Genomic DNA, 16,470 nt, shown 5'->3' with positions numbered 1-16,470 from the left:
AGCCGAAAGTTGGCTATAGTCCGCTCAGTTGCCCGAGGCCTGCGCAGAACCACTGCTGAGCGAGCTGGTGAGCAGGCCGAGCAGGAGGGTCAGAATGTTGCCGTCAGAGCTGTCATCGGTGATGTTGTAAAGCATGTGTCACTCCAAGTTGATGCTTTGTGACTACGTTGTCACTGGCCATTTGCCGTCTCGGACGATACCGAGCCAAATCTGAACAGGGAGTGTTTTAGAGGAATTTTCTAGAACTTTTTTGTCACTCCGCACAAGCCCCAAGAACTTCCGGCTCGCCAAGGCTCAACATGAGCCGATTCGCCCACGAGAACGAGGCGGTCGACAGCACCAGATCGTGAATGTCGGCGTCATCGAAACCCAGCAGCCGCAGGCGTGCCAGTTCCGCGTGCGCGGGCCGTGGCGGTTGCGCGGCCAGCGCGGCGGTGAAATCGATGATCGCGTCCCATCGTTCGTCGATCCGTACCGTCACCCCGTCGTCCAGCAGCCGCTGCACATCCTCTGCGCGCTTGGACAACTGAGATGTGAAACGAGAGTGTACCGAAGTGCAGTACTCGCAGCCGTTGTACCGCGAAGTAACCGTCGCGGCGAGTTCTCGTTCGGCCCGGGTCAGGCCTTCCCTGCTGTAGAAGATGTCCTTGTCGTTGGCGCTGCGATGGGCCAGCACCTCGGCGTTTCGGGCCAGCAGCCGGAAGTACGGGCTCTCGCCGCGTTGACCCTCCAGCAGTGGCCGCTGCCGTTCGTCGGCGTCGGCCAGCGCGATCGGTTCCACCCAGGGCACCCAGTCGAGCTGGTCCTGGGTGAAACCTGGTGGGCGATGGGCTGTCTCGACGGTACGAACCTCGGTCATCGGATCGCTCCGATCAGTGCGAGGCCGGCCAGCAGGCGGACCTGGTAGTTCACGAAGCCGACCAGCTGGGAGACGGTGACGATGTCGGTCTCGGTCAGTCCGGCGGCCAGCAGCGCGTCGATGTGGGCGCGGGTACTGGTAGACGGGGCGGTGGTGAGCCTGGTCGCGTGATGCAGCGCAGCCGTCAGCTTGGCATCGTGCGCCGAATCCTGTTCGGTGCCAGTGTTTCCCGCGCGACGAGCGTAGTGCGCCGCGAGCTCGGCCGCCTCGCCGAGCGCGGCGACGTGCGTCGCGATGAGAGCCAGCCGCTCAGGGCCGAAGGCGACACCACCGGGACCGGCGAACAGCGAATCATGCACGCCCTGAGTGTGTTCGACCACGGCAGGCCTGCTTCTGCGCACGACGGCGACCCGCGCCGCCGCCTCGGCGCCGAGCACCGCATCGATGACATCGGTTTCGGCGCTCATGCCGAACCCCCTTTACTGACCGGTCTGCCGAGTCGCGGGGCGACTTCGGTGGCGAGGAGTTCGATCGATCGCAGCGCGGCGCGCTGGTCGGGATCGATCGGATGGATCTGGACGATGAGATCGGTGGCCGCGACGACCGCGGTGTCGGCGGCCAGTCGCGCGGCGATGTCGGCGGGTGTGCCGATGTAGGAATCGCGCAGCACCTCCTCGACGGTGGACGCCATCTCCGAAATGCCCGCTGTGCGCAGGTGATCCAGGAAACGCAGGGCCCCGCGCCGGGCCCACCGCTGGGCGTCTTCGCGGTCGTCGGCGACGAAAATGCTGCGGGAGGCGCCTATTCGGGGTGTCGCGCCGTCGGGCAGAGCCTGCCGGTAAGCGCTGATCAGCTGGTCTTGGAGCTTGTCGAGCCGGACACCTTCGTCGCGCGGCTGGGTGCGCGAGAGCAACAGCCCGGCACCCGTCGCACCGGCGCGCGCGGCACCGGCCACGGAGAAACTGGCGTGCCACACGCGGTCGCGCAAGGTCGTCACCGGCGGGTGCAACGGCCTGCCCGGCACCAGGTCCGCGCCGTCGAGCGCCGCGGTGATCGCCGCCAGCTTCTCGGCGTACACGCGCTGCTTGTCGTCGGGCGCGATATCGAACAGCGCGAAGGAGCTCTTGGAACCGCCACTGCCGAAACCCAATTCGAGCCGTCCGCCGGACAGGGTGTCGAGCACCGCCGCGTCCTCGGCCACCCGGATCGGGTCCTCGAGGCCGAGAGTCACGATGGCGGTGCCGAGCCTGATCCGGTCGAAGCGGGCAGCGGCGTTGGCGAGGAACACCAGGGGCGAAGGCAGCCCGCCCTCGGCCGGGTCGACGTGATGCTGTGCGACCCAGGCCGTGTCGTAGCCGAGCCGTTCGGCCAGGCCGATCTGCTCGAGCGCGTCGGCATAGACCTGGGACGCGCTCTGCTCATCGTCGTAGCGAACCAGCCGGGTGAACAGCCCCAGCCGCTTACCTTCGGTCATGCAGGCACCTTCCCCAGGTAGGCGTCGCGGATCGCCGGATCGTCGAGCAGTTCGGTCGCGGTGCCACGCAGGACGATCCGGCCGCCGCTGAGCACATTGCCGGTGTGCGCGATCGACAGCGCGAGTTCGGCCTGCTGTTCCACGATCAAGATGGCCAGTCCCAATTCGGTATTGAGGCGGGCGATCTCGTCGAGTACCCGGTCGACGAACAGCGGCGACAGGCCCATGGTCGGCTCGTCCATGCAGATCAGTCTGGGTTTGCTCATCAGCGCCCTGGCGAAGGCGAGCATCTGCTGTTCGCCACCGGACAGCGTGCCCGCCTGCTGGGCGCGACGCTCGCGCAGGCGCGGGAAGTGCTCGTACAGTTCGGTGGCCCTGGCGGCCAGCACCGAGCGCCGCTCCTTGCGGATGTAGCCGCCGACGTAGAGGTTCTCCTCCACCGTCATCGCCGGGAACACGCGCCTGGCCTCCGGTACCGAGGCGAGACCGGCTTCGATACGGGTCGCGGGCGAGCTGGTGCTCACGTCGACACCGTCGATGCGCACGGTGCCGGAACTCGGGCGTAGCAGGCCGAGCGCGGTCTTCATCGTCGTCGACTTGCCGGAGGCATTGCCGCCGAGCAGCGAGACGATCTCGCCCGCACGCACCGTCAGCGATACCTTGTCCAGGGCGCGCGATGGTCCGTAGTGCACGGTGACCTCGTCGAATTCCAGGATCGGCGTGGTGTTCTCGTCATTCGGCACCGACAGTCACCTTCTCTGCTGCTGTCTCGTTCGCGGCGGAGGCACGCGCCCTGCGCCGCCCCAGGTAGGCCTCGATCACCCGTTCGTCCCGCTGGATCTGTTCCGGGCTGCCCTCGGCGATGATCCGGCCTTCGTCGAGCACGATCACCCGGTCCGACAGGGCGTTCACCAGTTCCAGTTTGTGCTCGACGAGCACGATGGTCTGGCCTGCGGCTTTCAGCTCGGCGAGTTGCTGCCCGACCTCGGCGGTCTCGGTCTGGTTCATGCCCGCCGCTGGCTCGTCGAGCAGCAGCACCGTGGGCCGCAGCGCCAGTGCCCTGGCGATCTCGGTGCGGCGGCGATTGGCGTAGGACAGGGTGTAGGCGTTGTGCTCGGCGCGGGGTTCGAGCCGTTCGGCGAACCGGGCCAGCTGGGTGTCGACGAGGGCGGTCGTCGCGCGGCGTTCCGCGCGGACCGCCGGGGTCGGCACCAGGGACAGCACCGTCTCGGCCAGCAGCGGAATCCAGCGCAGCACCGGGATCCGGGCCAGCGACTGCCACGGCCTGGCCGCGGTGACCGTCGTATGCAGGCCGATCTCGACGTTCTCGCGCACGGTCAGGTTGCCGAACACCCTGCCGTTCTGGAAGGTCCTGGCGATGCCTGCCCGCGCCGCGGCCTCCTGCGAGCCGGCCCGCAGCCGAGTGCCTGCCACCTCGACGCGACCCTCGTCCGGGCGCAGCAGGCCCGAGATGAGATTGACCGTGGTCGTCTTGCCGGAGCCGTTGGGTCCGATGATCGACACGAATTCACCGGGGGCGACGGTCAATTCGATGCCGTCGACCGCGCGGACGCCGCCGAAGGACTTGCGCAGGCCGGTGACCGCGAGCACGGGCTCATGCGGGGACGGGGACACGTTCACTCCTCACCAGAACACCCTGCGGACGGAACCGGATGATCAGCAGCAGCACCACGCCGTAGAGCAGGATGCGTGCCTCCGGCGCCAGCCGCAGCGCCTCGGGGACACCGATCAGCACCGCGGCGCCGAGCACCGCGCCGTACGGCGATCCGGTGCCGCCGAGCACGAGCACGGTGACGATCAGCAGGGACATGGGCAGGTTGAACACGGTCGGGTCGATGTAGCTGTACTGATGGGCGAGCAGCGCGCCCGCGATCCCGGAGAACAGGGCGCTGATCGCGAAGGCGAGCGCCTTGTAGTCGCGCACCGGGATACCCGATGACCTGGCCGCGACCTCGTCGGCGCCCACCGCCCGCAAGGCGGTACCGAGCCGGGACCGCTGCACACCGACGACCACCGCGAGGGTGATCGCCAGGAACACCAGCTCCAGCCAGAACACCTCGGTGTTCTCGGTGAACTCGTGGCCGAGGATGCTCGGCACCGGAATGCCGAAGATGCCGTAGCTGCCCCTCGTCAGCGACTCCCAGTTACGGATCACCGCGACGATCACGATGCCGATCCCGAGGGTGGCGATCGCGACGTAGTGCCCGTTCAGATTCCACAGCGGCGCGGCCAGGATCGAGGAGATCACCGCGGCAAGCACACCGCCTGCCAGCGCCGCGGCGAGGAACGGCCAGTCGTGGTTCACCGTCAGGATGGCCGAGGTGTACGCGCCGATCGCGATCGGCCCGGCCTGTCCGATCACCAGTTGCCCTGCCGAGCCCGCCACCAGCGTCATCGAGACCGCGATGATGGCGTAGGCCAGGATCTGGGTGCCCACCACGATGGCGTAGTTGTTCGCGACCAGCGGCACGATCAGCGCCGCCACCGCGAACGCCCCGACCGCGTGCCACCATCGCACCCTGAGCTGCCTGCCGACACCGAGGAACGTGCCGGTGAGCGGTTCGGCGCTGATGGCGGGCGCCTTCGCCAGCAACCCACCTGGCCGCAGGACCAGGAACGCCACGAGGACGCCGAAGGTGATCAGATCGCGGTAGCCGTCGCCGAAGACATAGATCCCGAACGCCTCGAGAATGCCGAGCGCGAAGCCGCCGATCACCGCTCCGGGAATCGAGCCGAGCCCGCCGATGGTGGCGGCGACGAAGCCGGTGAGCCCGGCGAGAGTGCCGCTGGTCGGCGAGATGTTCGAGTTGTACAGGCCGACGAAGATTCCCGCGAGCCCACCGAGCCCGGAGGCGATCGCGAAGGCGAGCACCTGGATGCGCGACACCCCGATGCCCATCTGGGCCGCCGCGTCCGGGTCCTGGGCGGTGGCGCGGATGGCCAGGCCGTACCGGCTGAACCGCAGGAAGCCGGCCAGCCCGGCCATGACCGCCAGGGTGATCGCGAACATCACCAGATCGGAGGTGCCGAAGCGGACACCGCCGAGCTGGAAGTTGTTGGTTGGCAGCACCTGTGGGAACGGGCGCGTGTCCGGGCCGAACACGATCTGGGTCAGGTTCTCGATGATCAACCCGGCCGCGACCGTCGCCAGCAATGCCGCGATGGCGGGCGCCTTGCGCAGCGGGTGCACGGCCAGGACGTCGATGAGGATGCCGACCACCGCGGTGATCGCGACCACCGACACGATGGTCAGCCACAGGGGGAAGCCCTGTTCGGCGATCAGCCACCAGCCAAGGATCGACCCGAGCGCGAAGACGGCGCCGTGCGCGAAATTGATGACATTGGTGACGCCGAAGATGAGGGTGATGCCCACGGCGAGCAGCGCGTACGCGTTGCCGTGGACCACACCGGCGACGAGGGTGTCGAACATCAGCGATTGCCGGTCGGGACGAACTTACCGCCCGTCAGCACCAGTTCGCGCGGGCTCACGCCCTTCGGGCGGCGGGTCTCCTGATCGAACGCGAAGGTGCCGAGACCGATTCCGGTGAATCGGGTTTCGGTCTTCAGGCCGTCCAGGACGCCTTCGCGAGTGGCCCCGCCCTTCTTGGCCGCCTGCACCACCACATTCAGGGCGTCGTAGGCGTAGACGTTGAAGTCGCCGGGGTCGGTGTTGAACTTCGCGCGGAACTTGGTGACGAAGTCCTGCACCTTCGGGTCGGGGTCGGCGGGGCTGAAGATGCCGTTGACGATGTCGCCCTCGGCCGCCGCGCCCGCCAGCGAGATGAACTGCGGGGTGTTCTGACCACCGAAGAACTGACCGGTGAAGCCGACGTCACGCAGCTGCTTGACCACCAGCGCGCCGTCGGGTCCGTAGCCCAGGTGCACGAACGCCTCCGGGTTCGCCTCGCGGCCCTTGATCAGGATCGGCTTCACATCGGTGGAGTCGGGCAGGATCGGCGAGGAGTAGACGATCTCCACGCCCTTCTGCTTGGCGAACTTCTCGAAGAACTGGAATGCCTGCTTGCCCCAGTCGGTTTCGAGGTAGACCACCGAGACCTTCTTGGCCTTCTTGCTCACCCACTCGGCATTGCGCTCCTGGAACACGTCGAGGGTGATCGACGGGCTCCACGAGTAGGCACCGGCCTTGGTGAAGTCCACCGCGGAGTTGGTGAAGCCGTACTGGACGAGCTTGCCGCGGTTGTAGATCGGCGACGCGGCGATCGACGCCGGGGAGGAGAAGTCGCCCAGCTCGGCGATGATCGAGGAGTCGTCGACGAACTTGGTGGCGATCGGCACCGTCTGCTTGGGGTCGGATTGCGAGTCCTCCCACTTCAATTCGACCTTGCGGCCGTTGATGCCGCCCGCGGCGTTGATCTCGTCGAGGGCGAGGTCGAAGCCCTGCTGCCACAACCGGCCGTACTCGGCGGACGGACCGGTGCGCGGACCGGAGACGCCGAAATACACCGGGCCGTCCGCGGAACCACCGCCGCCCGCGTCGCTGCAACCGACCACCGCGGCCGCCACACTCACCGCGGCCAGCGCACCCGCCACAATCTTGAAACGACGGCGCGAGCCGATCGAGAACTTGCTCATTGATGATTTCCTTCGAATTCGGACGCCAGGGAACCCCGGGCATTCAGCGCTTGCGCTCTCTTTTTCGAGAGCGCCTGGTCGTCACCCGGGGCACCCCACCGCCAAGCGAGGGTTGCCGATCAGCGAGCCGGGGCTCGAAATTGCTGATACTCGTGACCGTGGGAGGAAATGTAGCAGCAGGTCCGGGCGCCACGATCGTGTTCGATACCGTTCCGGGACAGCCGGATACGGCTCTAGCTGCGGCATCGGCGCGCCGCGGGTTTGCGATCAGCTCGAGACAAAAGGCCGCGCCGGGCGGTCGGGAATCGCGGCGGGATCAGCGCAGCGTGCGACAAATCATTGTCGCGGGTCCGCGGGCTCGGTACTGCTATTCCCCATGACCACTCTGCTGCACATCAATGCCTCCGCACGCGGCGAATTCAGTCAATCCCGCTCCATTGCGCAGACTTTCATCGAAACGCTCGCCGCGAAGGATTCCGGCTTGCAGGTCGACACGCTCGACCTGTTCGACGCGGGACTGCCCGAATTCGGCACCGATGCGGCCGCGGCCAAACTGGCCGTGTTCACCGGGTCGGAGCAGACGCCGGAACAGGTCGCCGCCTGGGAGCAGGCACGCGCCGTGTTCGACCGGTTCGCCGCCGCCGATCTGTATGTCGTCAACATCCCGATCTGGAACCACGGGGTGCCCTACATCCTCAAGCAGTACGTCGACATCGTCACCCAGCCCGGGTGGGCGTTCGGCTTCGATCCCGAGGTCGGCTACAGCGGCCTGCTCGACGGCAAGCGGGCCGTCACCGTGTACACCAGCGGTGTGCACCAGCCGGGCGTGCCGATCCAGTTCGGCAACGACTTCGCCACCCCGTTCGTGCAGGACTGGCTGCGATTCATCGGCGTGAAGGACGTCGCCGAGATCCGCTTCGCCCCGACCGTGCTCACCGAGGACCCGCAGGTCGGCTTCGCCGCGGCGCAGGAACGTGCGCGTGAGCTCGCCGGCGACTACTGAGACGTGGGCGCCGACCGGGCGCACCGTCGCGACGATCTGCGCCGTCGGCATTCTCGTCGTCGGGCAGTTGTACGTGGTGCTCCCGATTCTGGGCGATCTGGCCGCGGCGTGGGGCACCTCCCGCGCCGCGGCGACCTGGACGAGCACCGCGTTCGGGCTGGCCTACGGCGCCGGATTCCTGGTGACCGGGCCGCTGTCGGACCGGTGGGGGCGCAGGCCCGTGATCGTGACCGGCCTCGCCGCGACCGCGGTGTCCACGCTGGTGGTGATCGCCGCACCGAACCTCGGCGCCGGACTCGCCGCCCGGATTCTGCAAGGACTCACCGCGTCCTTCTTCGCCCCCGCGGCCTTCGCCTACCTCGCCGAGCGCATCGCTCCCGCCCGACGCGTCTTCGCCCTGACCTGCCTGACCAGCTCGTTCCTCGGTGCGGGCGTGATCGCGCAGGTGCTGGCCCAGGTCATCGACGACGTGTTCGGGTGGCGAGTTGTATTCGTCACCGGTGCACTGAGTTTCGCGGTGTCGGCTGTGGTGCTGCACGCCGTCCTCGAGCCGGGCAAGCGCCCGGCCGCGGCATCGGCTGGCACGGTGTTCACCGCGTTCGCCACCCTGCTGCGCACCCCGCGCCTGACCCTGCTCTACCTGAGCTGCCTCGCCGTTCTCGGCTCCTTCGTCGGCATCTACACCGGCGTCCAGCTGGCGCCGCCTGCCGGCGTCGGCGGTGCCGCGTTGCTCGCACTGCGAGCCAGCGCGATCCCGGCCATGATCGCGATCCCCCTGCTGGCCACCAGATTGGCGGCGATCAATCCGGAACTGCGCCTGATCAGCGCACTCGCCGCGGCAGGCGCGGCCGCAGGCATCACTGCCGTCCCCTTGGGCGGCCTCTGGGTCGCCGCCTGGCTTTTCGTCTTTGTCGCCTCGGTCGCCATCGCCGCTCCCGCAGCCGTCCAGGCGATCGCCGCCCGGGCAGGCGAAGCCAGAGGCGCGGCCACCGCCCTCTACACCTTCGCCCTGTTCCTCGGCGCCGCCACAGGCCCCCAGCTGACCAACCTGGTCGCAGGCAACGGTTTCACCGCCGTGGCACTGGTCATCGCCGCCCTCGGATTCACCGGGTCCACCCTGGCTTTCGCATCAACCAAACTGCGTACCAGGTGATCGGGCCGCTCGAGCCCTAATGGATCACGCCCGGCTGTCAGCCATGGACCGGATATGACAATTTGGTTATACTGAGGCTGGTGACCTGGGAGATTGTCCTGCATCCGGAGGTGGAGTCATGGTTCTTGGCAATCTGCGATGGAGACCCGGAAACGGGTGACCTGATCGAGCGGGCAATCGATCACCTGATGTCAGAGGGCCCGTGTGTGGGCCGGCCGCTGGTTGATCGCATCAAGGGCAGCCGGTATCACAATATGAAGGAGCTACGGCCTGCCTCGACCGGCACTACAGAGGTGCGGATACTGTTCGCCTTCGACCCGGCCCGCGAAGCGGTGATGTTGGTGGCCGGCGACAAATCCAATAACTGGCAGGGTTGGTACAGCGGGGCGATACCGCTGGCCGACAAGCGCTTCGCCGAGCACTTGGAAGCGTTGAAGGAGCGGCAGCCATGAGTACGGAATTCAGCAAGTGGAAAGACGTCAAAACAAAGGCGCGGCAGCAGGATCCGCGGTCGTCTGCCGAGCGTGCGGCAGGTTCGCGCAAAGCAGACGAACGTCACGAGTCGTACCTTCGCGGGCATCAGCTGGCCGAGATCAGAAAGGCGATGGGGATCACTCAGGTCGCACTCGCCGATACCTTGGGCGTCACCCAAGCCAGGGTGTCGAAGATCGAGCGGGGCGAGATCTCCGGGATCGATGCCATCCGCTCGTATGTCGCCGCGCTCGGCGGATCAGTGGACGTCGTCGTCCGGCTGGGCGACCGAACGTGGAATGTCGCCTGATTCGTCGGCCGTATCCCCTGGCATGCTCTCCGGTATGACGGTGGGTGCGGGTGACGGGGTCGACTATGTCCGGGTGGTGTTTCGGCTGCCGGACGATCCGGCGGGGTGGCATTCGTTCGCCACGGAGCGGATGTGGGCGGTGCGGGTCGACGAAACTCGGGTTCGGCTGGACAACATCCCTTTTCACGCACGCGATGTCGCGTGCGGCGATGTCATCGCGGTCGAGGCCGGCGACGACGGCGTGCTGTGGGCGGGAGAGGTGCTCGAATCGTCCGGGAACTGCACGATCCGGGTCATCCCGGCCGACGGATGTCTGCGTGCGGAAGTTCGCCAGGCGGTACTCGACGCCTTCGAACCGCTCGGGGTCGACGGGGAGGGCAGCCGCACCGGCCTTGTCGCGCTGAATGTCCCGGCGAGCAGCGACATCGAGGAAACCAAAGCCACTCTCGCGCAGGGACATGCCGACGGGCTGTGGTTCTACGACCTCGGTTCGGTGACCGAGCAGTGGCGCACCGCCACCCCCGCGCTTCCCGATCGCAATCCCAGCGACCCGCCGCCCGAGTCCTACGGTCTCGCCTTCCCCGACGATCTCGCGGCCTGCGTCTACAACACCGTCGCGTCCGGCGAACGCCCCGCGCTGGTCGTGGTCCACGACCCCGAGGGTGACTGGATCATCGGCGACGGCTCAGACGACCCGCTCGACCCCGACACCGCGACCCTCCTCCACATCCAGCACGTGGTGGACGTCGACTCCGCCGTCACCGAACTGGCAGCCCTGCCACCCGGCAAACTGGCCTGGCGCGATCAACCCACCGACCCGTGGACCATCGAAGACTTCGCCTACCCCGACGAGTCCGACGGATCGGTGGAGTGAGGGATGCCTGGTCGACCGGGCTCGAACCGGCGTCCACCCGGTTGAGAGCCGGGCGCTCTACCACCGCGAGCTGCCCGCCGACATAAGTTCTGGTTGCGGCGACCACTATTAGTTGGCAGGATGGCCGGCACATGGTGAAAGAGATCGAAAGCGCTCGCGACAGCTTGGATGGGTTGTCGGTGGGTGATGCGTTGGGGGCTCAGTTCTTTGTTCCTGGGCGGTCTGTGGCCGAACTTGTCGCCGGGCGGCCGCCCGCGGGTCCGTGGGAGTGGACCGATGACACCGAGATGGCGTGTTCGGTGTTCACCGAGGTGCGGGAACGAGGGCGTATCGAGCGGGATGCGCTGGCGGCCACCTTTGCCGATCGGTGCGAGCCGTATCGCGGGTACAGCGGTGGGACCGTTGTCGTGCTGCACCAGATTCGGGATGGGCGGCCGTGGGCTGAGGCTGCCGGGGCCTTGTTCGACGGCCAGGGCTCGTGGGGGAACGGTGCGGCGATGCGGGTGGCGCCGCTCGGGGCGTATTTCGCCGGGGAGTTCGATCGGGCCGCGGCGGAGGCGGCGTCGGCTGCCGAGGTGACACATCGGCATCCGGAGGCGATCGTAGGGGCGATGATTGTCGCGGTGGCTGCTAGCTGGGCGGCCATCAGCCGTGGAAAGGACTGTGCGCCACAGGAACTACTGGACGTGGTGGAGCCGTATCTGATCGACGGGCGGACGGCGAGTGGGGTGCGGCGCGCCAAGAAGCTCCTCGGGCGATCGGTGGCCGAAGCTTCCTATGAACTGGGTAATGGTGCGCAGGTCAGCGCGCAGGACACGGTGCCATTCACGCTGTGGGCGGCGGCGAGCTTCCTCGACGACTATCCCGCCGCGATCACCGCGTGTGTCGAGGCTGGTGGGGATGCGGACACCACCGCGGCGATAGTCGGCGGAATCGTGGCCGCGCGCACGGGAATCGGGACGCCGGGCGGTGTGCCGGAGGAATGGCTGGCAGCGCGGGAAGCGCTGCCGGCCTGGGTGACAGAGCGAGGGTGAGGGCGCCGGGGCCGACGCGTTCGGTCAGGGGCGGGTGTGGAACTCCTCGAAGGTCGGGGTGGGGAGTTTGAGCTGGGCGTGGATGTCGCCGCCGAGGCCGAAGTGGCCGATCGCGCCGCCGTAGTTCTGCTGATAGCTCTGCCAGAGGACGACCACGCTGATGATGCGGTTCGCGCCGGGGGTAGTCGGGTCGGGGAACGGGTTGGGGAGGGTGGCCCGGTAGGTGGCGGTGCCATCGGCGGCCGTGATGAAGACATTGGGGACACCGAGTGGGCCGGGGCGGGTGGGTGCGGCCGGATTCAGGTCGCCCGAGCGCAGGGACATGATCGTGTAGAGCGAATCGGGGATCAATCCACTGAGCTCGAAACGGAATTCGCCGTGCCGTTCGTCGTCGCTGACGGAGACCTCTACCGTGCCACGTGCTTCCAGCCAGCGGCCGAGCGTGACCGGCTCGGTGAGTTTGCGACCGTCCTCGGGGCGCAGATCAGGGATCGGCACCTCATGGAAGGGGTAGCTGGGTCGCACCACCTCCCCTGCGTTCGGGAGCTGGTCGGGAGCGAAGACCATCGGGTAGTTGTGCGCGGGCAGTGGCAACGGAAGCGTGTGCAGAACCAGATTCGCGTCGTCCGCTGAAAGCTGCTCGGGCAGTTCACGAATCACCCGGTACGGCAGGTTCTCGCCGAACGCGGGCAGTGGGGTGTCGGCCGCGACGACGGCACGTCCCCATCGACGCGTCACCGTGCCGTCTGGGCCCGCTTCGTTGAGGAAACCGACGACGAGGAAATTGCCATCGGCGTCCACGATTTCACTGGGCGGATACAGCGGGCCCTGCGTGGTCGGCGTCAGATCGTAGAGCCGTTTCACCATGCGGACAACACCTTTCGATCGTCGGCGAGTTCGATGCCGTTCACGTCGCCGACCCGGTCACCGAGCCTGCGCCACGCCGCGGTCGCGGCGGCAAGCAGGTGCGGGTCGTCGCCGCGGTGGAAGGGATGCGCGACGATCCACAGAAACGGCAGGTCCGTGCTGTGATCGCCGTAACCCCAGGTGTCGTCGGGGCTGATGCCGTGTTCGCGGAGGTAGGCCACCACCGCTTCGCCTTTGGCCTCGCCGATCATCGGGCGGTGCACCTCGCCGGTCAGCACGCCGTGTTCGTCGAGCACCGGTTCGGTGGCGATGATGTGATCGGCGCCTACCGCGCCGGCCACCGGGGCGATCGCCGGCGCGAACGACCCGGAGAGCAGCACCGTGCGCACACCCGAATCATGATGTGCGCGCAGAGCTTCCAGGGTGTCGAGATAGAACGGCGAACCGTCGGCGGCGAAGGCGCCGAACCAGCGCTTCCCCGATTCCGCGAGCGCGGCGTACTCGACTCCGCGATAGACCCGGTAGTAGTGGCGGTTGATCTCCTCGCGCGGGGTTCCTGCCGCCGCGCGCTCCTTGATCTCGCCGGTGATGCGCGCGTACTCGCCGCCGTCGTCACCGTTCTCGGCGAGCCAGTGCCGCAGGAACGCGAACATGCTCTTGACGGTGATCAGCGTTTCGTCGACATCGAAGAACGCCGCGCCGGCGCCTACTCGCCGCTCGCTCATGCCGACTCCGCCAGGTGCGCGGTGACAGCCTTGGCCGCCTTGGCCCGCTCGATCTGCGCGATGCGCTCGTTGGGCAGCGCGGTGAACTCGACGCGCGAGTCGGCCACGGTCTTGCCGAATTGGCGCACCTCGGTCTCGATGACGAACTGCAGCTTGCCAGGGTCGTCCACCGAGACCGGTGTGAGCCGGGCGTGCAGGGTCGCGGGCAGCGGGAACAGGAACGAGGTGAACCGCAGGTCCACGTTGTTCCACACGATGTAGAAGTGCTCCTGCGGCCTGCGCACGCCGTACTCGAGTTCGAACGCGGCCAGGAACAGCTGGCGCACCGCCTCGATCACCACGATGCCCTGCACGTGCTCGCCGGTCTGATGGTCGAGCAGCAGTTCGTTGTCGCTGTCGAGGCGCAGATCGGCGCGGAAGAGGTTCTCGGCTTCCCTGGTCAGCCCGGCCAGCAGCACATTGGAGTGCTGGTACTTGTGCACGTGATGGCGGCGGGCGGGCTCGGCGATCTCCCCGACCACCCGCAACCCGGCCCCCGCGGTCTGCGCGACATGGTCGAGGTAGTCGAGATCGTGCCGGGTGATGCCCTGCCCCAAGTGCACCGTCAACTCCCGATCGGCCAGGCGGCCGCTACGCAACAGGGCGACGAGGCCCGACACGGTGTGCACCCGGTCGTCCGCGGAGATACCGAGAAACCGGTCGGCCACCACGACGAACGTGGTCGCCACCGTTTCCGGGGCACGGGTGGTGGAGTCGAGTTGGACAACAGACATGGATGAACCCTTCAGAAGGACGCTTATGGCGGGTGGGAACTCCCCCGCCATCCGGTCGTCACCCGGAGCACCCCGCCGCCGATGGAGGGTTGCCGCCCAGCAAGCCGGGGCTCGAAGCTGGAACTCGTGACCGTCGAACGAAAATTATTCGGCCGCAAACCTTTTGAACAGTGTTGCGACCACGCTGCGAAAAATCCGACCACAGGCGGAAGATCCCCTGGTCGACGATGCCTATGCTGTGCGTGACAGTCCGTCACACCCATCCCGGAGGCACCGTTGCCGAACAATCTCGAAGCCAGCATCGACATCGCCGCAGCGCCGGAGAAGGTGTGGTCGATCCTGGCCGACCTGCGCCGCATGCCCGAGCTCAGCCCGACCACGCTGAAGATGATCGCCGTCGGTGGGGTCCGCGACGGCGCCTACACCGTCAATCTGAACAAGGTCGGCTGGAAGGTGTACCCGACCACTTCGCGCATCGTGAGCTACGAGCCCAACAAGTCCATCGCGTTCCGGATGAACGAGAACCGCACGGTGTGGCGCTACGAGCTCGAACCGACCGCTACCGGCACCCGCGTTGTCGAGACCCGCACCGTCGACCCCGTCAAGGGCGTGCCCGCGTGGCTGCGCGGGACGATCAAGGTCGCCCTCGGCGGCGAGGAGAAGTTCGAGGCCGACCTGGTCGCGGGCATGCACGAAACCCTCAGCAAGGTCAAGGCTGTCGCGGAGCGCTGACCCGCACACACCTCGAGAGCCCGCCGGATCTTCCGGCGGGCTCTCGTCGTTTCGGGGTCACGGCAGGTCTTGCCTGATCTCCTCCAGAGCCTCCGCCGTGCGCGTGAGCAGAGCCGTCACCGTCGCGAGCTCCTCGGCGGTGAACCGGGCCGCGAGGTCACGCTCCACCGCGACCGCGTTCACGTCCCCCGCGGCGGTCACCTCCCGGCCTGCCTCGGTCAGCCGGGTCTCCAGCACGTTCTTGTGCCACTCGTGCGGCGTGCGCTCGACCAGGCCACGGTCCTGGAGGTTGGTCAGGACGGTGTTCATGGTCGGCGGCGTCACCCCCGCCAGTCTGGCCAGCGCCGCGGCGGAGATGCCGGGGTTCTCCGCGAGGTGCAGCAGGGCGCTGTACTGCGGGACCGTCAGCCCGGCCGGCTTCAGCGCGGCGGTCTTCGCCGCGATCAGGGCCTGCTCGGCGCGCTTGATATACGTGCCGAGCCTCTCGGCGGCGGGCATGGACGTCATGCGTGCATGGTATCCGCCCGTCATCACGTAATGCCCTTGACGATCATTAGAACTCTAATCTACATTTCTGCCCATTGCTTGATGTTTGGCATTACATCACTGAGAGGCTTCATCATGATCAGGTCCAGCGCCACCATCGCCCTGGCCGTCGCCTGTCTGTCCGCGACGGCGTGCGGAACCGACTCCGCGCCCACGTTGCGCACCGCCTTCGAGCTGCCCGGCAACGCTGTGTATCCCGAGGGCATTGCGCTTGATGCCCGCTCCGGTGACAGCTATATCGGCTCGTTCGCCGACGGCACGGTCTATCGGGCGGCCGCGGGAGCCAAGCGCGCGGAAGTGTTCCTGCCCGCCGGCGCGGACGGCCGTAAGACCACCAACGGCGTGCGGGTCGACCGGGACGGCAGGCTGTGGGTGATCGATTCGGGTGTGGGAGTCGCGGTGTACGACATCGGCTCCCGCGCGCTGCTGGCCCGGTTCGAGGTGGCGGGCGCCGCTCCGCGTTTCGTCAACGATCTCGACTTCGGGGCCGACGGGAGCGCCTATCTGACCGACAGTGTCCGCAATGTCGTCTATCGGGTCACCCCGGACCAAGTGGCCACGGGCCGTGGCGAATTGGGGGTCGCTTACGACCTGGGTCCGGTGCTCGGACCGCGCGACGCGAAGACCTTCGAACTGAACGGCATCGTCGCCGATCCGGCAGGGACGTATCTGCTCGTCGTCGCGATGTCGGCGGGCGAGCTGTACCGGATCGACCTGACCGGCGCCGAGCCGATCCGCAAGGTCGCGCTGACCGGCGGCGACGTGCGCCACGGCGACGGCATGGAACTGCGCGACAACACCCTGTGGGTGGTCCACAACACCGAGAACACCATCAGCCGCTGGACCGTCAGCGACCGCGGTGCCGCGGCGACGCGTGATCGCGAATTCCATGATCCCGCACTGAATATCCCCACGACGATGGTGCACTCGGGCGATCGGGCGCTGATCGTGTCGTCACAGTTCGACAAGGGCGGGCCGATGGGCGATGCGGGCGCGCCGGGAACGTTCGTGGTGTCGGCGGTCGACGGGTTCTGA

Annotated in this window: 19 protein-coding genes, 1 tRNA gene and 2 riboswitches; of the genes, 8 read left to right on the top strand and 12 right to left on the bottom strand. The window is 67.4% G+C overall.

The window, feature by feature from the left end; all coding sequences use genetic code 11:
* Positions 1–253: 253 nt before the first annotated feature.
* Genes ACWF9G_RS05185 through ACWF9G_RS05155 form a run of 7 tightly spaced genes read right to left on the bottom strand, consistent with a single transcriptional unit; the run spans position 254 to position 6,947 of the window.
* The gene (locus tag ACWF9G_RS05185; RefSeq protein WP_452513803.1) at positions 254–859 is read right to left on the bottom strand and encodes an alkylhydroperoxidase domain protein; all 606 of its coding nucleotides are present in this window, start codon (positions 857–859) and stop codon (positions 254–256) included.
* A complete protein-coding gene (locus ACWF9G_RS05180) occupies positions 856–1,326 on the bottom strand; it encodes a hypothetical protein (protein WP_452513801.1) in 471 nt (156 codons plus the stop codon). The genes ACWF9G_RS05185 and ACWF9G_RS05180 overlap by 4 nt, the downstream gene beginning before the upstream one ends.
* Complete coding sequence (locus ACWF9G_RS05175) at positions 1,323–2,333, bottom strand: LLM class flavin-dependent oxidoreductase (RefSeq protein WP_452513800.1); 1,011 nt, start codon at positions 2,331–2,333, stop codon at positions 1,323–1,325. Before ACWF9G_RS05175 ends, ACWF9G_RS05180 begins: the two co-directional genes overlap by 4 nt.
* Positions 2,330–3,076: an ABC transporter ATP-binding protein gene (locus ACWF9G_RS05170; RefSeq protein WP_379304393.1), complete on the bottom strand. Its 747-nt coding sequence runs from the start codon at positions 3,074–3,076 to the stop codon at positions 2,330–2,332. The genes ACWF9G_RS05175 and ACWF9G_RS05170 overlap by 4 nt, the downstream gene beginning before the upstream one ends.
* Positions 3,066–3,968, bottom strand: coding sequence for an ABC transporter ATP-binding protein (locus tag ACWF9G_RS05165; RefSeq protein ID WP_452513798.1), 903 nt, complete (start codon positions 3,966–3,968; stop codon positions 3,066–3,068). The genes ACWF9G_RS05170 and ACWF9G_RS05165 overlap by 11 nt, the downstream gene beginning before the upstream one ends.
* A complete protein-coding gene (locus ACWF9G_RS05160) occupies positions 3,949–5,784 on the bottom strand; it encodes an ABC transporter permease (RefSeq protein ID WP_452513797.1) in 1,836 nt (611 codons plus the stop codon). The genes ACWF9G_RS05165 and ACWF9G_RS05160 overlap by 20 nt, the downstream gene beginning before the upstream one ends.
* On the bottom strand, positions 5,784–6,947 hold the full coding sequence (locus ACWF9G_RS05155) for an ABC transporter substrate-binding protein (protein WP_379304387.1): 1,164 nt from the start codon (positions 6,945–6,947) through the stop codon (positions 5,784–5,786). Before ACWF9G_RS05155 ends, ACWF9G_RS05160 begins: the two co-directional genes overlap by 1 nt.
* A gap of 41 nt (positions 6,948–6,988) precedes the next feature.
* Positions 6,989–7,105, bottom strand: a riboswitch (SAM riboswitch).
* Positions 7,106–7,323: 218 nt separating this feature from the next.
* On the opposite strand from ACWF9G_RS05155, the gene ACWF9G_RS05150 reads away from it, so the two are divergent.
* The 5 genes from ACWF9G_RS05150 (at position 7,324) to ACWF9G_RS05130 (ending at position 10,758) form a co-directional block, all read left to right on the top strand.
* On the top strand, positions 7,324–7,950 hold the full coding sequence (locus ACWF9G_RS05150; protein WP_452513795.1) for an FMN-dependent NADH-azoreductase: 627 nt from the start codon (positions 7,324–7,326) through the stop codon (positions 7,948–7,950).
* Positions 7,928–9,103: an MFS transporter gene (locus ACWF9G_RS05145; RefSeq protein ID WP_452513793.1), complete on the top strand. Its 1,176-nt coding sequence runs from the start codon at positions 7,928–7,930 to the stop codon at positions 9,101–9,103. The genes ACWF9G_RS05150 and ACWF9G_RS05145 overlap by 23 nt, the downstream gene beginning before the upstream one ends.
* A gap of 80 nt (positions 9,104–9,183) precedes the next feature.
* Positions 9,184–9,555: a type II toxin-antitoxin system RelE/ParE family toxin gene (locus tag ACWF9G_RS05140; RefSeq protein WP_379078057.1), complete on the top strand. Its 372-nt coding sequence runs from the start codon at positions 9,184–9,186 to the stop codon at positions 9,553–9,555.
* Positions 9,552–9,884 carry a helix-turn-helix domain-containing protein gene (locus ACWF9G_RS05135; RefSeq protein ID WP_452513791.1) on the top strand — a complete coding sequence of 111 codons (333 nt, stop codon included), beginning with the start codon at positions 9,552–9,554 and terminating at the stop codon, positions 9,882–9,884. Before ACWF9G_RS05140 ends, ACWF9G_RS05135 begins: the two co-directional genes overlap by 4 nt.
* 34 nt (positions 9,885–9,918) lie before the next feature.
* A complete protein-coding gene (locus ACWF9G_RS05130) occupies positions 9,919–10,758 on the top strand; it encodes a DUF4265 domain-containing protein (protein WP_452513789.1) in 840 nt (279 codons plus the stop codon).
* 12 nt (positions 10,759–10,770) lie between these two features.
* Here the strand turns inward: ACWF9G_RS05130 and ACWF9G_RS05125 are convergent.
* Positions 10,771–10,830: transfer RNA gene (locus ACWF9G_RS05125), tRNA-Glu, on the bottom strand.
* Positions 10,831–10,889: 59 nt separating this feature from the next.
* Here ACWF9G_RS05125 and ACWF9G_RS05120 point away from each other — a divergent pair.
* Positions 10,890–11,792, top strand: a complete 903-nt coding sequence (locus tag ACWF9G_RS05120) for an ADP-ribosylglycohydrolase family protein (RefSeq protein WP_452513787.1) — start codon at positions 10,890–10,892, stop codon at positions 11,790–11,792.
* Between the two features lie 24 nt (positions 11,793–11,816).
* On the opposite strand, the gene ACWF9G_RS05115 is transcribed toward ACWF9G_RS05120, so the two are convergent.
* The 3 genes from ACWF9G_RS05115 to ACWF9G_RS05105 are packed head-to-tail and all read right to left on the bottom strand — an operon-like array spanning position 11,817 to position 14,157.
* Positions 11,817–12,659 carry a hypothetical protein gene (locus tag ACWF9G_RS05115; protein ID WP_452513785.1) on the bottom strand — a complete coding sequence of 281 codons (843 nt, stop codon included), beginning with the start codon at positions 12,657–12,659 and terminating at the stop codon, positions 11,817–11,819.
* Positions 12,653–13,384, bottom strand: coding sequence for an HAD family hydrolase (locus ACWF9G_RS05110; protein ID WP_452513783.1), 732 nt, complete (start codon positions 13,382–13,384; stop codon positions 12,653–12,655). Before ACWF9G_RS05110 ends, ACWF9G_RS05115 begins: the two co-directional genes overlap by 7 nt.
* A complete protein-coding gene (locus ACWF9G_RS05105; RefSeq protein WP_379304368.1) occupies positions 13,381–14,157 on the bottom strand; it encodes an AfsA-related hotdog domain-containing protein in 777 nt (258 codons plus the stop codon). The genes ACWF9G_RS05110 and ACWF9G_RS05105 overlap by 4 nt, the downstream gene beginning before the upstream one ends.
* 14 nt (positions 14,158–14,171) lie before the next feature.
* Positions 14,172–14,289, bottom strand: a riboswitch (SAM riboswitch).
* 144 nt (positions 14,290–14,433) lie between these two features.
* Between ACWF9G_RS05105 and ACWF9G_RS05100 the strand changes: the two genes are divergently transcribed.
* Complete coding sequence (locus ACWF9G_RS05100; protein ID WP_379304366.1) at positions 14,434–14,889, top strand: SRPBCC family protein; 456 nt, start codon at positions 14,434–14,436, stop codon at positions 14,887–14,889.
* A gap of 57 nt (positions 14,890–14,946) precedes the next feature.
* Here the strand turns inward: ACWF9G_RS05100 and ACWF9G_RS05095 are convergent, their stop codons facing one another.
* Positions 14,947–15,396 carry a MarR family winged helix-turn-helix transcriptional regulator gene (locus ACWF9G_RS05095; protein WP_379304364.1) on the bottom strand — a complete coding sequence of 150 codons (450 nt, stop codon included), beginning with the start codon at positions 15,394–15,396 and terminating at the stop codon, positions 14,947–14,949.
* Positions 15,397–15,510: 114 nt separating this feature from the next.
* Between ACWF9G_RS05095 and ACWF9G_RS05090 the strand changes: the two genes are divergently transcribed.
* On the top strand, positions 15,511–16,470 hold the full coding sequence (locus ACWF9G_RS05090) for an SMP-30/gluconolactonase/LRE family protein (protein WP_452513780.1): 960 nt from the start codon (positions 15,511–15,513) through the stop codon (positions 16,468–16,470).

The sequence above is a fragment of the Nocardia sp. NPDC055029 genome (assembly GCF_053608525.1).
Note: the sequence above shows the minus strand (reverse complement) of the source record. Positions and strands in the feature narration are given on the sequence as shown.

What these genes read in the sequence shown, in the direction of transcription:
- ACWF9G_RS05150 (WP_452513795.1), top strand. Translation starts at nt 7,324, where the DNA reads ATGACCACTCTGCTGCACATCAATGCCTCCGCACGCGGCGAATTCAGT.
- ACWF9G_RS05135 (WP_452513791.1), top strand. Translation starts at nt 9,552, where the DNA reads ATGAGTACGGAATTCAGCAAGTGGAAAGACGTCAAAACAAAGGCGCGG.
- ACWF9G_RS05120 (WP_452513787.1), top strand. Translation starts at nt 10,890, where the DNA reads ATGGTGAAAGAGATCGAAAGCGCTCGCGACAGCTTGGATGGGTTGTCG.
- ACWF9G_RS05180 (WP_452513801.1), bottom strand. Translation starts at nt 1,326, where the DNA reads ATGAGCGCCGAAACCGATGTCATCGATGCGGTGCTCGGCGCCGAGGCG.
- ACWF9G_RS05185 (WP_452513803.1), bottom strand. Translation starts at nt 859, where the DNA reads ATGACCGAGGTTCGTACCGTCGAGACAGCCCATCGCCCACCAGGTTTC.
- ACWF9G_RS05155 (WP_379304387.1), bottom strand. Translation starts at nt 6,947, where the DNA reads ATGAGCAAGTTCTCGATCGGCTCGCGCCGTCGTTTCAAGATTGTGGCG.
- ACWF9G_RS05130 (WP_452513789.1), top strand. Translation starts at nt 9,919, where the DNA reads ATGACGGTGGGTGCGGGTGACGGGGTCGACTATGTCCGGGTGGTGTTT.
- ACWF9G_RS05110 (WP_452513783.1), bottom strand. Translation starts at nt 13,384, where the DNA reads ATGAGCGAGCGGCGAGTAGGCGCCGGCGCGGCGTTCTTCGATGTCGAC.
- ACWF9G_RS05115 (WP_452513785.1), bottom strand. Translation starts at nt 12,659, where the DNA reads ATGGTGAAACGGCTCTACGATCTGACGCCGACCACGCAGGGCCCGCTG.
- ACWF9G_RS05160 (WP_452513797.1), bottom strand. Translation starts at nt 5,784, where the DNA reads ATGTTCGACACCCTCGTCGCCGGTGTGGTCCACGGCAACGCGTACGCG.
- ACWF9G_RS05090 (WP_452513780.1), top strand. Translation starts at nt 15,511, where the DNA reads ATGATCAGGTCCAGCGCCACCATCGCCCTGGCCGTCGCCTGTCTGTCC.
- ACWF9G_RS05105 (WP_379304368.1), bottom strand. Translation starts at nt 14,157, where the DNA reads ATGTCTGTTGTCCAACTCGACTCCACCACCCGTGCCCCGGAAACGGTG.
- ACWF9G_RS05095 (WP_379304364.1), bottom strand. Translation starts at nt 15,396, where the DNA reads ATGACGTCCATGCCCGCCGCCGAGAGGCTCGGCACGTATATCAAGCGC.
- ACWF9G_RS05175 (WP_452513800.1), bottom strand. Translation starts at nt 2,333, where the DNA reads ATGACCGAAGGTAAGCGGCTGGGGCTGTTCACCCGGCTGGTTCGCTAC.